13 protein-coding genes are annotated in these 14,449 nt (G+C 70.1%); 8 read left to right on the forward strand and 5 right to left on the reverse strand.

Annotated features, from left to right (window positions below; translation table 11 throughout):
* Positions 1-30: 30 nt before the first annotated feature.
* The gene (locus tag AC07DU_RS08780) at positions 31-1,845 is read right to left on the reverse strand and encodes a bifunctional metallophosphatase/5'-nucleotidase (protein WP_468955389.1); all 1,815 of its coding nucleotides are present in this window, start codon (positions 1,843-1,845) and stop codon (positions 31-33) included.
* A 166-nt stretch (positions 1,846-2,011) separates the two neighbouring features.
* Between AC07DU_RS08780 and mshD the strand changes: the two genes are divergently transcribed.
* The 7 genes from mshD (at position 2,012) to pstB (ending at position 10,848) form a co-directional block, all read left to right on the forward strand.
* A complete protein-coding gene (gene mshD / locus AC07DU_RS08785; protein WP_360894321.1) occupies positions 2,012-2,938 on the forward strand; it encodes a mycothiol synthase in 927 nt (308 codons plus the stop codon).
* Between the two features lie 209 nt (positions 2,939-3,147).
* Complete coding sequence (locus tag AC07DU_RS08790) at positions 3,148-5,490, forward strand: RNA degradosome polyphosphate kinase (RefSeq protein ID WP_479038189.1); 2,343 nt, start codon at positions 3,148-3,150, stop codon at positions 5,488-5,490.
* Positions 5,471-6,475 (forward strand): CHAD domain-containing protein, encoded by a 1,005-nt coding sequence (locus AC07DU_RS08795; protein WP_479110395.1) that lies wholly within the window; start codon positions 5,471-5,473, stop codon positions 6,473-6,475. The genes AC07DU_RS08790 and AC07DU_RS08795 overlap by 20 nt, the downstream gene beginning before the upstream one ends.
* A gap of 234 nt (positions 6,476-6,709) precedes the next feature.
* A complete protein-coding gene (gene pstS, locus AC07DU_RS08800; protein ID WP_479110397.1) occupies positions 6,710-7,846 on the forward strand; it encodes a phosphate ABC transporter substrate-binding protein PstS in 1,137 nt (378 codons plus the stop codon).
* Positions 7,847-7,971: 125 nt separating this feature from the next.
* The gene (gene pstC / locus AC07DU_RS08805) at positions 7,972-8,961 is read left to right on the forward strand and encodes a phosphate ABC transporter permease subunit PstC (protein WP_479038180.1); all 990 of its coding nucleotides are present in this window, start codon (positions 7,972-7,974) and stop codon (positions 8,959-8,961) included.
* Positions 8,961-10,043, forward strand: a complete 1,083-nt coding sequence (pstA, locus tag AC07DU_RS08810; protein WP_479110399.1) for a phosphate ABC transporter permease PstA — start codon at positions 8,961-8,963, stop codon at positions 10,041-10,043. The genes pstC and pstA overlap by 1 nt, the downstream gene beginning before the upstream one ends.
* A gap of 28 nt (positions 10,044-10,071) precedes the next feature.
* Entirely contained in the window at positions 10,072-10,848 is a 777-nt protein-coding gene (gene pstB / locus AC07DU_RS08815) for a phosphate ABC transporter ATP-binding protein PstB (RefSeq protein WP_360894338.1), read from the forward strand.
* A 162-nt stretch (positions 10,849-11,010) separates the two neighbouring features.
* Here pstB and AC07DU_RS08820 read toward each other — a convergent pair whose 3' ends face one another.
* Both AC07DU_RS08820 and AC07DU_RS08825 read right to left on the reverse strand, forming a co-directional pair.
* Positions 11,011-12,009, reverse strand: a complete 999-nt coding sequence (locus AC07DU_RS08820) for an inorganic phosphate transporter (RefSeq protein ID WP_360894342.1) — start codon at positions 12,007-12,009, stop codon at positions 11,011-11,013.
* Between the two features lie 5 nt (positions 12,010-12,014).
* Positions 12,015-12,635, reverse strand: coding sequence for a DUF47 domain-containing protein (locus AC07DU_RS08825; RefSeq protein ID WP_243631357.1), 621 nt, complete (start codon positions 12,633-12,635; stop codon positions 12,015-12,017).
* 202 nt (positions 12,636-12,837) lie between these two features.
* On the opposite strand from AC07DU_RS08825, the gene AC07DU_RS08830 reads away from it, so the two are divergent.
* Positions 12,838-13,164, forward strand: a complete 327-nt coding sequence (locus AC07DU_RS08830; RefSeq protein WP_479038172.1) for a metal-sensitive transcriptional regulator — start codon at positions 12,838-12,840, stop codon at positions 13,162-13,164.
* Between the two features lie 124 nt (positions 13,165-13,288).
* Here the strand turns inward: AC07DU_RS08830 and AC07DU_RS08835 are convergent, their stop codons facing one another.
* Together AC07DU_RS08835 and AC07DU_RS08840 are read right to left on the reverse strand one after the other, a co-directional pair.
* Positions 13,289-13,444: a hypothetical protein gene (locus AC07DU_RS08835; protein WP_360894414.1), complete on the reverse strand. Its 156-nt coding sequence runs from the start codon at positions 13,442-13,444 to the stop codon at positions 13,289-13,291.
* A 146-nt stretch (positions 13,445-13,590) separates the two neighbouring features.
* Positions 13,591-14,424 (reverse strand): SCO4651 family lipoprotein, encoded by an 834-nt coding sequence (locus AC07DU_RS08840; RefSeq protein WP_360894349.1) that lies wholly within the window; start codon positions 14,422-14,424, stop codon positions 13,591-13,593.
* Between the last annotated feature and the right edge of the window lie 25 nt (positions 14,425-14,449).

Here is a 14,449-nt window from a genome sequence, read left to right on the forward strand (position 1 = left end):
CGCCGCCCCTCACCGGGGTGGTTCCAGGTCCTACTTGACGACCGTGATCCGGTCCGCCGCCGGCGGGGCGATCGGGGTCGCCGCCGTCGACTTCATCAGGTAGGCGTTGAAGCAGTCCAGGTCGGACGCGCCCACCAGCTTGTTCTTGTGCTCCTTCAGGACGGTGAAACCGTCACCGCCGCCCGCGAGGAACTCGTTCATCGCGACGCGGTAGGTCTTGGCGGGGTCGATGGCCGCACCGTTCAGCTTCACCGAGTCGACGACGACGCGGTCGGCGCCCGTCTTCGTCATGTCCAGGGTGTACGTGAAGCCCTTCGAGACCTGCAGGATCTTCGGGCTCACCCCGTTGACCGGGCCGCTGACCTGCTGCTGGAGCGCGGTGATCAGCTGCGCGCCGGTCAGGTCGACGATGTTCATCATGTTGTTGAACGGCTGGACCGTGTAGGACTCGCCGTACGTCACGACACCGTCGCCCTCCTCACCCGCGGCCTTGTAGGCCAGGTCGGCGCGGATGCCGCCCGGGTTCATGAGGGCCAGCTGCGCGCCGCCCTTGTCGGCCGGGGCCAGCGCGTCCAACTGCGCGTCGGCGATCAGGTCGCCGAGCGGCTTCTCGGGCGCCTCCGAGCCGCGGCCCGGGATGTCGGCCGCGATGAAGCCCTGCGGGCGGTTCGCGATCGGGGCGGCGAGCGCCTTCCAGCGGTCGATCAGCTCGGTCATGTCCGGGGCCTTGGGCTGGTCCCGGGTGACGACCTTGTTGACCGGCTTGGGCGAGGCGACCGGCGTACGGACGATGTCCTTGGTCTGCCGGTCGTAGGTGAGGGTGGTGTCCGTGAACAGCCGGCCGTAGGAGGCGGCCGAGGTGACCGTACGCGGATTGCCCGCCGGGTCGGGGATGTTGCACGAGTACGCCTGGTGCGTGTGGCCGGTGACCAGCGCGTCGACCTTCGGGTCCACGTTCTTCGCGATGTCCACGATCGCGCCCGAGATGCCGGCGCCGGCGCCCGGGACGTCGCAGTCGTAGTTGTACGCGCCGCTCGCGGGCAGACCGCCCTCGTGGATCAGCGCGACGATCGACTTCACGCCCTGCTTGTTCAGCTCGGCGGCGTACTTGTTGATCGTCTCGACCTCGTCGCCGAACTTCAGGCCCTTGACGCCCTCGGCGGTCACGACGTCCGGAGTGCCCTCCAGGGTGACGCCGATGAAGCCGATCTTCACGTCGCCCTTCTTCCACACGAAGGTGGGCGACATCATCGGACGCTGGGTCTTCTCGTCCGTGACGTTCGCTGCGAGGTACTTGAACTCGGAGCCCGTGAACTCCTTGCCGTACTCGAAGCAGCCCTCGACCGGGTGGCAGCCGCCGTACACCATGCGGCGCAGCTCGGCCTTGCCCTCGTCGAACTCGTGGTTGCCGACGCTGGACACGTCCAGCTTGAGCTTGTTCAGCGCCTCGACGGTCGGCTCGTCGTGGAAGATGCCGGACAGCATCGGGCTGCCGCCGATCATGTCACCGGCCGCGGCGGTGACCGAGTACTCGTGGCCCTTGCGGGCCTCGCGCAGGCTGGTCGCGAGGTACTCGACCCCGCCAGCGGGTATGGCTTTGGTGGTGCCGTCGGCCTGACGTTCGCTCACGTTGCCGGAGGAGCCCTGCGGGGGCTCCAGCGTGCCGTGGAAGTCGTTGAACGACAGCATCTGCACATCGACGGTCCGACCCTTGGCCGCACCGCCACCACTCGCGGCTCCAGCCGGCAGTGCGGCGGCGACCATCGCCCCGGCCCCGGCCGTGACGGCGAGGGCGGCGAAGGTCAACCGGCGGGTTCGGCGGTGCCGTTGTGGCGTCGCTGACATTTAGTCCCCTTTGTGGACAGCGATACTGCTTGGGAGGTCCGGGGAAGCCTATGGTCAACGCGCGTAGCACGACAGGGGGTAGCGGGTATCGAGCTGGTTACGCGTGGGAGACATTCCCCCCGGGCCGGACTCCTCCCGCGGCCCCTCGCGGTCGTAGGCTCGTGCCATGACTGACGCAGCAGCGGCCCTGGAGCCAGGACGGCAGATTCAGACCCTCGACGAGCTGACAGAGGAACAGGCCGACGCGATCGTCGACCTCATCGAGGACGGGGCCCGTACGGACGGCACCACCGCCGTGTCCGAGCAGGGACGGCTCCAGCTGCGCGGCGGACCGCGCGAGGGAATCCGGCACTTCCTGCTCACCGAGGGCGGCCGGCTCGCCGCGTACGGGCAACTGGAGGACACCGACCCGGTGGAGGCCCCGGCCGCCGAGCTCATCGTGCACCCGTCCCTGCGGGGGCGCGGCCACGGCCGGGCGATGGGGATGGCCCTGCTGGCCGCCTCCGGCAAGCGGCTGCGGGTCTGGGCCCACGGCGGCAAGCCGGCCGCCCGGCACCTGGCGCAGGTCCTCGGCCTGACCCTCTTCCGCGAGCTCCGCCAGCTCCGCCGGCCGCTGGCCGAGGGCGACCCGCTGCCGGAGCCGGTGCTCCCGGCGGGCGTGAGCGTACGGACCTTCGTGCCCGGCGACGACGACGCGGCATGGCTCGCGGCGAACGCGGCCGCCTTCGCCCACCACCCCGAGCAGGGCTCGCTGACCCAGCGGGACCTGGACGACCGGATCGCGCAGCCCTGGTTCGACGCCAAGGGCTTCTTCCTCGCGGAGCGCGACGGAGAGCTCATCGGCTACCACTGGACCAAGGTCCACGCGGCGGAGCAGCTGGGCGAGGTGTACGTGCTCGGGGTCCGCCCCGGCGCCCAGGGCGGTGGCCTCGGCAAGGCCCTCACCGCGATCGGCCTGCGCCACCTGGCGGCCCAGGGCCTGCCGACGGCGATGCTCTACGTGGACGCCGACAACCCGGCGGCCCTCTCCGTGTACGAGGGCCTCGGCTTCACCACCCACGAGGTCGACCTGATGTACCGCACGGAGAGCTGAGCGGGCGGGCAGGCAGGCGGGCGGGCAGGCGGCCCGCCTGCCGCCGCCCCACCCCCACGACTCGTGCCCCAGCCAGAGCCGGGAAGCCACATGCCATTCACCGGGCATTCAGACGGCCTTGCGACTGTCGCTGAATGCAGCCCCGACTCCGACTGACGGCCGACGCTTCCGACGCGCCCGTCCTCCCGCGTGCGCGGAACAATGGAGTCATGAGCCACCAGCCCAGCACGGGCCCCACCGAGGTCCCGGCCCAGCACCCGTCGCACCTGTCCGCCGCCGCCCGGGCGAAGGCGGAGGAACACTCCGAGGCCAAGGCCGACGCGAAGGCCCGCGCCAAGGCCCACGCGCGGGCGAACGGCCAGGCGGCCGCACCGGCGCCCGCGGCGCCCCGCATAGGCTCCATCGCCGCCCACCGCCCCCACCTGGACCTCGACCCGGACCTCGACGCCGACCCGGACACCTATGAGGACAAGGACGGCGGCGAGCTCCCCCCGGACCGCTTCCTCGACCGGGAACGCAGCTGGCTGGCCTTCAACGAGCGGGTGCTGGAGCTGGCCGAGGACCCGACGACCCCGCTCCTGGAGCGCGCCAACTTCCTGGCGATCTTCGCGAGCAACCTCGACGAGTTCTTCATGGTCCGCGTGGCCGGACTCAAACGGCGCATCGCGACCGGTGTCGCCACCCGGTCGGCCTCCGGCCTCCAGCCCCGCGAGGTGCTGGACCTGATCTGGACCCGCTCGCGCGAGCTCATGGCCCGGCACGCCGCCTGCTTCCAGCAGGACATCGCCCCGGCCCTCGCCGAGGAGGGCGTCCACCTGATCCGCTGGCCCGACCTCACCGAGAAGGAGCAGGCCCGCCTCTTCACGCTGTTCCGCAACCAGATCTTCCCGGTGCTGACCCCGCTGGCCGTGGACCCCGCGCACCCGTTCCCGTACATCTCCGGCCTCTCGCTCAACCTGGCCGTCGTCGTACGCAACCCGGCCAGCGGCCACCGCCACTTCGCCCGGGTCAAGGTCCCGCCGATCCTCTCCCGCTTCCTGGAGGCCTCACCGCAGCGCTACGTCCCGTTGGAGGACGTCATCGCCGCGCACCTGGAAGAGCTCTTCCCGGGCATGGAGGTGCTCGCCCACCACATGTTCCGCGTGACCCGCAACGAGGACCTGGAGGTGGAGGAGGACGACGCCGAGAACCTCCTCCAGGCGCTGGAGAAGGAGCTCATGCGGCGCCGCTTCGGGCCGCCCGTGCGCCTCGAGGTCGAGGAGTCCATCGACCCGGGCGTGCTGGACCTCCTCGTGCAGGAGCTGAACGTCAACGCCTCCGAGGTGTACCCGCTGCCCGGGCCGCTCGACCTGACCGCCCTGTTCGGCATCGCCTCCCTGGACCGGCCTGAGCTGAAGTACCCGAAGTTCATCGCCGGCACCCACCGGGACCTCGCCGAGGTGGAGTCCGCGCACGCGCCCGACATCTTCGCCGCCCTGCGCGAGCGGGACGTGCTGCTGCACCACCCGTACGACTCCTTCTCCACCTCGGTGCAGCGGTTCCTGGAGCAGGCCGCGGCCGACCCGGACGTCCTCGCCATCAAGCAGACGCTCTACCGCACCTCCGGCGACTCCCCGATCGTGGACGCCCTGATCGACGCCGCCGAGTCCGGCAAGCAGGTCCTCGTGCTCGTCGAGATCAAGGCCCGCTTCGACGAGCAGGCCAACATCAAATGGGCGCGCAAGCTGGAGGAGTCCGGCTGCCACGTCGTCTACGGGCTCGTCGGCCTCAAGACCCACTGCAAGCTCTCCCTCGTCGTCCGCCAGGAGGGCGACCAGCTGCGCCGCTACGCGCACGTCGGCACCGGCAACTACCACCCCAAGACCGCCCGGCTCTACGAGGACCTCGGCCTGCTCACCGCGGACCCGCAGGTGGGCGCGGACCTCTCCGACCTCTTCAACCGGCTCTCCGGATACTCCCGCCGCGAGACCTACCGCCGGCTGATCGTCGCCCCGCGCTCGCTGCGCGACGGCCTGATCGCGCGCATCGACAAGGAGGCCGACCACCACCGGGCCGGCCGCCCCGCGTACGTGCGCCTGAAGATGAACTCGATCGTCGACGAAGCCCTCATCGACTCGCTCTACCGGGCCGCGCAGGCGGGCGTGCCCGTCGACATCTGGGTGCGCGGCATCTGCGCCGTGCGCCCCGGGGTCCCCGGGCTCTCGGAGAACATCCGGGTCCGCTCGATCCTCGGCCGCTTCCTCGAACACTCCCGGGTCTTCGCCTTCGGCAACGGCGGCGAGCCCGAGGTGTGGATCGGCAGCGCCGACATGATGCACCGCAACCTCGACCGCCGTATCGAGGCACTGGTCAGGGTCGCCGACCCGGCCCACCGCGCGGCCCTGGACCGGATGCTGGAAACCGGCATGTCCGACCTCACGTCCTCCTGGCACCTGGGCCCGGACGGCGAGTGGACCCGGCACAGCACGGACGCGGAGGGCCAGCCGCTGCGGCACGTACAGGAGATGCTCATAGACGCGCGGAGGCGCCGGCGTGGCTCAGCCAAACCATGACCCGATGACGGCGACGACGGACGCAGGTGACGTGCTCGGCGCGTACCTGCGTTCCCAGGCCACCGCCTTCCTGCGCGGGCTGCGCCTGCACGAGGAGGGCGGCTCCCCCCGGACGGAGTCCGGGGCGGGGGCCGACGGGGCCGACGGAAGCGATGCGGCGCGCAGCCTGCGGGGGGCTGCGCGCCGGATCAGCGGATCCCTGGCCACCTTCCGGGGGGTGACCGAGCCCTCCTGGGCCGACGGGCTGCGCACCGAGCTGGTGTGGCTGTCCTCGACGCTGGCCGACGAGCACGCGTACGCCGCCCGGCTGACCCGGCTGCTGGACGCGCTGCACCGCCTGTCGGGCTCCCCCCGGGTCCCGGCGGCACGCGGCACGGCCGGCGCGCTCACGGTGGGCTCGGCGCGGGCCGGCGCCCTGCTGGAGCGGCAGCTGACCCTGGCCCGTACGCGCGCCCACTCGGCCACCCTGCACGCGCTCGGCTCCGCCCGCTTCCACGCGGTGGCGGACGCGGTGGCGGTGCTGGCGTCGGAGGTCCCGCTGGACCCGGTCGCGGCCCGGGGGCGCGTCTCGCAGGTCCTGGTCCCGCTGGCCGCGGTGGCCGAAACCCGGCTGTCGGCGGCGGTCTCCGCGCTGCCGCCGGCCGGCGGCCCCGGGGTGGCGCCGAGCCCGTACGACGCGGACCACGACGGGCTCTGGCACGAGGTGCGCCGTCTCCTGCGGGTCCACCGCTACGCCCAGGAGGCGCTCGGCGGGGACGTGACCCGTCCGGCGGCCGCCGGGGCGGCCCTGGACCGCCACCGCGACGCGGCCGAGGCGGCCGCCGCCTCCGCGACGGCGGCCCGCACCCCGCGCATCGCCCCGGCGACGGCGTACGCCCTCGGCGTGCTGCACGCCGACCAGCGCCACGAGGTGGAGGCGGCCCGCCGCGCCTTTCAGGACATCTGGCTCCCGCAGCCCGCGGTCGCCGAGGTAACGGCCGGATAACGGATGATGGCCCCGGGGGGCGCACCGGCCGGAACGCACCGGGTCGTCCGCCACGGTTCACCGTCCGTTCACTCTCCCCGGTCGGCGCCTTCACCTGTTCTGCCTAGTTTCGGTGGTGCACGGAGCGCGTCGCCGGACACAGCGAGCGGCCTCCCGGGCAAACCGACGTAGTCCTCTTCGCACGCCGCCCCGATACAGAAAGCGGCCGGCGGCATCTGGAAGGAACACCCGAAAGTGAAGCTTCAGCGCAAGAACGTGCTTCGTGCCTCCGCCCTCGGGGCGCTCGTCGTGTCCGGCGCCCTGGTCCTCACGGCGTGCGGCTCGGACGACAACACCAAGACCGCCGACGGCACGTCGAAGCCCTCCGCGGCCGCCGCCGGCGACGTCAAGTGCGACGACGCCAAGGGCAAGCTGCTGGCCTCCGGCTCCTCCGCGCAGAAGAACGCGGTCGAGCTGTGGATCAAGAACTACATGGCCGCCTGCTCCGGCGTCGAGGTGAACTACAAGTCCTCCTCCTCCGGTGAGGGCATCGTCGCCTTCAACCAGGGCACCGTCGGTTTCGCCGGCTCCGACTCGGCGCTGAAGCCGGAGCAGGTCGAGGAGTCGAAGAAGATCTGCACCGGTGGCCAGGCCATCGACCTGCCGATGGTCGGCGGCCCGATCGCCCTCGGCTTCAACGTCGCCGGCGTGGACAAGCTGAACCTGGACGCCGCCACGGTCGCCAACATCTTCAACGACAAGATCAAGAAGTGGGACGACGAGGCGATCAAGAAGCTCAACCCGGGCGTCACGCTTCCCTCCACCCCCATCCAGGCCTTCCACCGCTCCGACGACTCGGGCACCACCGAGAACATCACCAAGTACCTCAAGGCCACCGCGCCCGACGCCTGGCCGTACGAGGCCGCGAAGAAGTGGGCCGCCCCGGGCGGCCAGTCCGCCTCCGGCTCCTCCCAGGTCGCCGCGCAGGTCAAACAGGTCGACGGCGCGATCGGCTACTTCGAGCTCTCCTTCGCCAGCTCGCAGAGCATCAGGACGGTCGACCTGAACACCGGTGCCGCCGCGCCGGTCAAGGCCACCGGTGAGAACGCCTCCAGGGCAATCGCCGCCGCCAAGATCTCCGGCATCGGCTCCGACCTGGCCCTCAAGCTCGACTACGCCACCAAGGCCGAGGGCGCCTACCCGCTCGTCCTGGTGACGTACGAGGTCGTCTGCGACAAGGGCAACAAGGCCGAGACGCTCCCGACCGTGAAGTCCTTCCTGAACTACGCCGCCTCCGACGCGGGACAGAAGATCCTCGGCGAGAACGGCTACGCGCCGATCCCGGCCGAGATCAACACCAAGGTCCGTGAAGTCATCAAGAACCTCGGCTAGTCCTGAGCCCCGAGGTGCCGGCCACCCCCGTCCGGGCAGCCGGCATCTCGGAAACCCCCCTTCACCCGGGGGAATCCGGTGCACCGCCGCCAGGGGGCCTGCCCCCCACACAGACCGGAAAGACCATGGCTTCCACCACACCCGCCCAGACAGACACGGCTCCGCCGGTCACCAGGAGCACGAGGTCCACCGGCCGCGCCGGTGACAAGATCTTCGCCGGGCTCTCCCAGGGCTCCGGCATCCTGCTCCTGGTGATCATGGCGTCGATCGCCGCCTTCCTCACCTACCGCGCCTCGATCGCCCTGTCGAAGAACGAGGGGAACTTCCTCACCACCTTCGACTGGAACGCGTCGGCCAACCCGCCCGTCTTCGGCATCGCCGTCCTGCTCTTCGGCACCGTCGTCAGCTCGATCATCGCGATGGCCATCGCGGTTCCGATCGCCGTCGGCATCGCCCTGTTCATCTCGCACTACGCGCCGCGCAAGCTGGCCGCGCCCCTCGCGTACGTCGTCGACCTGCTGGCCGCCGTGCCGTCGATCATCTACGGCATCTGGGGAGCGCTCTTCCTCGTCCCGCAGCTGAACGGCCTGAACCTCTGGCTCGACGAGTACCTGGGCTGGACCTACGTCTTCGACAAGACCCAGGTCGGCGTCGCCCGCTCGCTCTTCACCGTCGGCATCCTGCTCGCGATCATGATCCTGCCGATCGTGACCAGCGTCAGCCGCGAGGTCTTCCTCCAGGTCCCGCGCATGAACGAGGAGGCCGCCCTGGCCCTCGGCGCGACCCGCTGGGAGGTCATCCGGATGGCGGTGCTGCCCTTCGGCCGCTCCGGGGTCATCTCCGCCTCGATGCTCGGCCTCGGCCGCGCGCTGGGCGAGACCATGGCCGTAGCGACCGTGCTCTCCCCGAGCTTCCTGATCTCGTTCCACGTCCTGAACCCGGGCGGCGGCACCTTCGCGCAGAACATCGCCGCGAAGTTCGACGAGGCCAACGAGTTCGGCCGGGACGCGCTGATCGCCTCGGGTCTGGTCCTCTTCCTGCTCACCCTGCTGGTCAACGGTGCAGCCCGCCTGATCATCGCTCGCCGCAAGGACTTCTCGGGGGCGAACGCCTGATGAGCCACACACTCCAGGACCAGCGGCCCACGCGGGCCACCAAGTCCGCCGCCCCCTCCAGCCTCACCCGAGGCGGCCTGCCCCGCTGGGCCCCGGCCGGCATCGCGGTCCTCTCGATCGTCCTCGGCAGCGGCACCGGCCTCGTCTTCGGCCTGCACAGCAAGGTCCAGTGGGGCCTGATCGCGGCCCTGCTGTTCGTCGCCGTCACGTACACCGCCAGCGCGGTGATCGAGAACCGCCGCCAGGCCAAGGACCGCGTCGCGACCTCCGTCGTGTGGGTCTGCTTCGTCCTCGCGATCGTCCCGCTGTTCTCGCTGATGTGGACCACGGTCAGCCGCGGCGCCAAGCTCCTCGACGGGAACTTCCTCGGCCACTCCATGAACGGCGTGACCAGCTTCGACCAGGGCGGCGGCGTCTACCACGCCCTGCTCGGCACCATCGAACAGGTCGGCCTGGCCACCCTGATCGCGGCCCCCGTCGGCCTGCTGACCGCCGTCTACCTCGTGGAGTACGGCCGCGGCCCGCTCGCCAAGGCCGTGACCTTCTTCGTCGACGTCATGACCGGCATCCCCTCCATCGTCGCGGGCCTGTTCATCCTGACGACCTGGAACCTGATGCTCGGCTTCGGCCCCTCCGGCTTCGCCGGTGCCATGGCCCTGTCGATCCTGATGATGCCCGTCGTGGTCCGCTCCACCGAGGAGATGCTCAAGCTCGTCCCGAACGAGCTGCGCGAGGCCGCCCTGGCCCTCGGCGTGCCGAAGTGGCGCATGATCCTCAAGGTCGTGCTCCCCACCGCCATCGGCGGCATCTCCACCGGCGTGATGCTGGCCGTCGCCCGCATCACCGGCGAGACCGCGCCGATCATGCTGCTCGTCTTCGGCTCCCAGCTGATCAACGGCAACCCCTTCGAAGGCGCCCAGTCCTCGCTCCCGCTCTACATCTGGGAGCAGTACAAGGTCGGCAGTGAAGCCTCCTACGACCGGGCATGGGCCGCAGCGCTCGTACTGATCGCCTTCGTCATGATCCTCAACCTGGTGGCCCGCGGCATCGCCCGCTGGAAGGCCCCGAAGACCGGTCGCTGACGCGACCTATGAAAGCGAAGTGACCCTCATGGCGAAGCGAATCGACGTCAGCGGACTGTCCGCCTTCTACGGCGCCCACAAGGCCATCGACGACATCTCGATGACCGTGGAACCCCGCTCCGTGACCGCCTTCATCGGCCCCTCCGGCTGCGGCAAGTCCACCTTCCTGCGCACCTTGAACCGCATGCACGAGGTCACCCCCGGCGGCCGCGTCGAGGGCAAGGTGCTCCTGGACGACGAGAACCTGTACGGCCCCGGCGTGGACCCCGTCGCCGTCCGCCGCACGGTCGGCATGGTCTTCCAGCGCCCCAACCCCTTCCCCACCATGTCGATCTTCGACAACGTGGCGGCCGGCCTGCGGCTGAACGGCTCCTTCAAGAAGTCCGAGCTCCAGGACATCGTCGAGAAGTCCCTCCAGGGCGCCAACCTCTGGAACGAGGTCAAGGACCGCCTCAACAAGCCGGGCTCCGGCCTCTCCGGCGGCCAGCAGCAGCGCCTGTGCATCGCCCGCGCCATCGCGGTCGAGCCCCAGGTCCTGCTGATGGACGAGCCCTGCTCGGCGCTCGACCCGATCTCCACCCTCGCGATCGAGGACCTGATCGGCGAGCTCAAGGAGCGCTTCACGATCGTCATCGTGACGCACAACATGCAGCAGGCGGCCCGCGTCTCGGACCGCACCGCCTTCTTCAACCTCTCGGCGGTCGGCCAGCCGGGCAAGCTCGTCGAGATCGACGACACGGACCGGATCTTCTCGAACCCGTCCGTGCAGGCGACCGAGGACTACATCTCCGGCCGCTTCGGCTAGAGCGGCCGGACGAGACCTCACGCGGCTGCGCCGCGTGACCCCCGCGTCCTGCGGTGCTGCATGGCGGTGCCACCGCACGGCGAGAGAAAGAAAAGGGCCGGCTCCCCCTGGGTGGGGGGAGCCGGCCCGTTCTCGTACCTGCCCAGACGGTTCTCGTCCTGCCTAGACGAACGCCAGGTTCACGATCCAGAAGCTCACCGCGGCGACCAGGGCCGCGGCCGGCATCGTGATGAACCATCCGAGGATGATGTTCTTGGCCACGCCCCAGCGGACCGCGTTCACCCGCTTCGTCGCGCCCACACCCATGATCGCCGAGGTGATCACGTGGGTGGTGGAGATCGGCGCGTGGAAGAGGAACGCCGAGCCGAACATGATCGAGGCGCCGGTGGTCTCGGCCGCGAAGCCCTGCGGCGGGTCCAGCTCGATGATCTTGCGGCCGAGCGTCCGCATGATCCGCCAGCCACCCGCGTACGTACCCAGCGACAGCATCACGGCGCACACGATCTTGACCCAGATCGGGATCGCGGCATCCGCGGCCTGCACGTCGGCGATGACCAGCGCCATCACCACGATGCCCATCGTCTTCTGGGCGTCCTGGAGGCCGTGACCCAGCGCCATCGCGGCCGCCGACACCGTCTGCGCGATACGGAAGCCGCGCTTCGCCTTGTGCGGGTTGGCCCGGCGGAAGAGCCACAGGATGACCACCATCACCAGGTAGCCGACGACCAGGCCGACGACCGGGGAGACGAACATCGGGATGACGACCTTCTCGACCACGCCGTCCCACAGGACGTCGATGCCGCCGGCCAGCGCCGCGCCCACCATGCCGCCGAACAGCGCGTGCGAGGAGGACGAGGGCAGGCCGAAGTACCAGGTGATCAGGTTCCACACGATCGCGCCGACCAGCGCCGCGAAGAGGATCCACATGCCCCGGTTGCCGTGCGGCGTCTCGATCAGGCCCTTGCTGACCGTCTTGGCCACCCCGCTGCCCAGGAAGGCACCGGCGAGGTTCATGACGGCGGCCATCGCCAGCGCCGCGCGCGGGGTCAGCGCCCGCGTCGAGACGGAGGTCGCGATCGCGTTCGCGGAGTCGTGAAAACCATTCGTATACGTAAAGCCGAGCGCGACGCCGATGGTCACGACCAGAGCGAAGGTGTCCACGAGGTTCAGGACTCCTTGACCGCGATGGTCTCCACCGTGTTCGCAACATGCTCGAACGCGTCGGCCGCCTCTTCGAGCACGTCGACGATCTGCTTGAGCTTCAGCACCTCGATGGCGTCGTACTTGCCGTTGAAGAGCTGCGCGAGCAGCTTGCGGTGGATCTGGTCCGCCTGGTTCTCCAGCCGGTTGACCTCGATCCAGTACTCGGTGAGGTTGTCCATCGTCCGCAGGTGCGGCATGGCCTCGGCGGTCAGCTCGGCCGCGCGCGCCAGCACCTCGATCTGCTGCTCGACTCCCTTGGGGAGCTCCTCCACGTTGTAGAGGACGACGAGATCGACGGCCTCCTCCATGAAGTCCATGATGTCGTCGAGCGACGAGGCGAGCTTGTAGATGTCCTCGCGGTCGAACGGCGTGATGAAGGAGGAGTTCAGCTGGTGGAAGATCGCGTGGGTCGCGTCGTCTCCCGCGTGCTCCGCAGCCCGCATCCGCTCCGCGATCTCGGCCCGGGCGGAGGAGTCCGCTCCGAGCAGTTCCATGAGGAGCTTGGAGCCTGTGACGATGTTGTCCGCGGATGCGGCGAACATGTCGTAGAAGCTCGTCTCCCTGGGGGTCAGACGAAATCGCACGTGAGGTCCTCGGGGTGCATTGGATTCGGTCAGGCTGATGCTAGGCGCATCCCCCGGCCACGGCTAACCGGCGGTTCCCCAGTGTCCTCCATCAGGCAGAGTGAGACCACGGGACCCCTGCCCCTTCGGCCGGGGCCCAGTACCCTATACCCATGAGGGGTATGCGCCCATGCACCCCTCATTCCGCAGCACGGGAGGACGTATGACGACCATCGAGGCGGCGGGGAACCCCCACGACGGCGGAGCGGTCCACGGCTACCACCACCAGAAGGAGGAGCACCTCAAGCGGCTGCGCCGGATCGAGGGCCAGATCCGGGGCCTCCAGCGGCTCGTCGACGAGGACGTCTACTGCATCGACATACTCACCCAGGTCTCGGCGAGCACGAAGGCGCTCCAGTCCTTCGCCCTCCAGCTCCTGGAGGAACACCTGCGCCACTGCGTCGCCGACGCGGCGGTCAAGGGCGGCACCGAGATCGACACCAAGGTCGAAGAGGCCACGAAGGCCATCGCCCGCCTCCTGCGCACATGACCATTTCCGCCCCGCGCACCACTCCAGTAGGGCCGCACCAGCCCCGCCGGCGTTTGAGGCGCTCTTTCAGCCCCGCCGGCGTTTGAGGCGCGGGGTCTGGGGCAGAGCCCGAGGACAGGGCGCGTCAGCCGGCCCAGATCCCCATCAGGACCTCGTCGATCCGGTCCTGGCTGAGCCGCTCCTCGGCCGCCGCGGACGCCGCGATGATCAGCTCACCGCAGAGCTCGATCTCGGCGAGAGCCACGTGGTCCTGCACCGTCGTACCGCCTGCGGGAGTCACGCGTGTCACCTCAATCTGCCACCGTCCACCACCGGCATTCGCCGGCGCCCGACTCCTCAGCGTAGGGAGGCGACGCCTCCCCCCGCATGACACGGATGGACCATTTCCGGATACCGGCCCATGGCCCGATCGCCCCAGCCGCCGCCCTATTCGGCGATCTTCCCCGCGTAAATGTCCCCGCTTGCGGGCAATACGACGGTCACCGGCGTCCCGAACCCGTACAGCAGCGTGGTCGACGAGACATCGATCACGCCATTGTTGACGTAGGTGAAGCGGTGCCGGACCTTCCGCAGCCGCCCCTCCTCGTCCAGGTAGGCGTCGAACGGAACCGAGTCCGTGCTGAACCCTTTCGCCGCCGCCTCCAGTGCTCCCCTCAGCTCCGGCACGGCACTGCGCGCGGCCCGCCCGATGTCGGTCGTCCCCCGGTAGTGCCGCACCTTGGTGCCCGCCACCTCGGTCTCCCCGACGTACGTCACCTCCTGCGCCCCGCGCAGCAGCTCGGCCGCGACCAGCGGATCGGTGGCCCCGCCCGTGACCAGGTTCCCGTCGGCGAGGGCCGTCGTGTCGATCCGGACCCACTTGTCGACGGGCACGCCCGCGCCCCGGTTCTTCATGTAGAGCGCGCCCGGCACGAGCAGTTCGGTGATGGGCCGGTGCTCCGCCTTGCCCTTCACGTCGGCCGGGAGCATCACCAGGAGCTGGCCCATCCGGTTCTTGAAGTCGACGCCGCCCTCACCGCGGATCGTGACCCGGGTGCCGCCCGTGGCCATCTCCATGGCCGTACGGGCCCGCGCGCTCCCCGTCTTCGCCAAGGCGTCGGCGGCCCCGCGGACCACCGCCGCCGGGTCCGCCGGAGGCCGGTCGTCGCTGCCAGCGCCGCCCGCGCACCCGCTCATCGCGGCGACCGCCAGGGTGACGCCGGCGGCGAGCAACGCCTCACCCGCACGTTCGCGCCGACGCTTGTGCCGGTGAACTACCATCGCCTGCCAACCCCCAACGCATGAC

This window comes from Streptomyces sp. NPDC045695 (assembly GCF_056432025.1).

Excerpts from the sequence above, each read along its gene's own strand:
- mshD (WP_360894321.1), top strand. The coding sequence starts at position 2,012 with ATGACTGACGCAGCAGCGGCCCTGGAGCCAGGACGGCAGATTCAGACC.
- AC07DU_RS08830 (WP_479038172.1), top strand. The coding sequence starts at position 12,838 with ATGACGACCATCGAGGCGGCGGGGAACCCCCACGACGGCGGAGCGGTC.
- AC07DU_RS08780 (WP_468955389.1), bottom strand. The coding sequence starts at position 1,845 with ATGTCAGCGACGCCACAACGGCACCGCCGAACCCGCCGGTTGACCTTC.
- pstC (WP_479038180.1), top strand. The coding sequence starts at position 7,972 with ATGGCTTCCACCACACCCGCCCAGACAGACACGGCTCCGCCGGTCACC.
- AC07DU_RS08790 (WP_479038189.1), top strand. The coding sequence starts at position 3,148 with ATGAGCCACCAGCCCAGCACGGGCCCCACCGAGGTCCCGGCCCAGCAC.
- AC07DU_RS08840 (WP_360894349.1), bottom strand. The coding sequence starts at position 14,424 with ATGGTAGTTCACCGGCACAAGCGTCGGCGCGAACGTGCGGGTGAGGCG.
- pstB (WP_360894338.1), top strand. The coding sequence starts at position 10,072 with ATGGCGAAGCGAATCGACGTCAGCGGACTGTCCGCCTTCTACGGCGCC.
- pstA (WP_479110399.1), top strand. The coding sequence starts at position 8,961 with ATGAGCCACACACTCCAGGACCAGCGGCCCACGCGGGCCACCAAGTCC.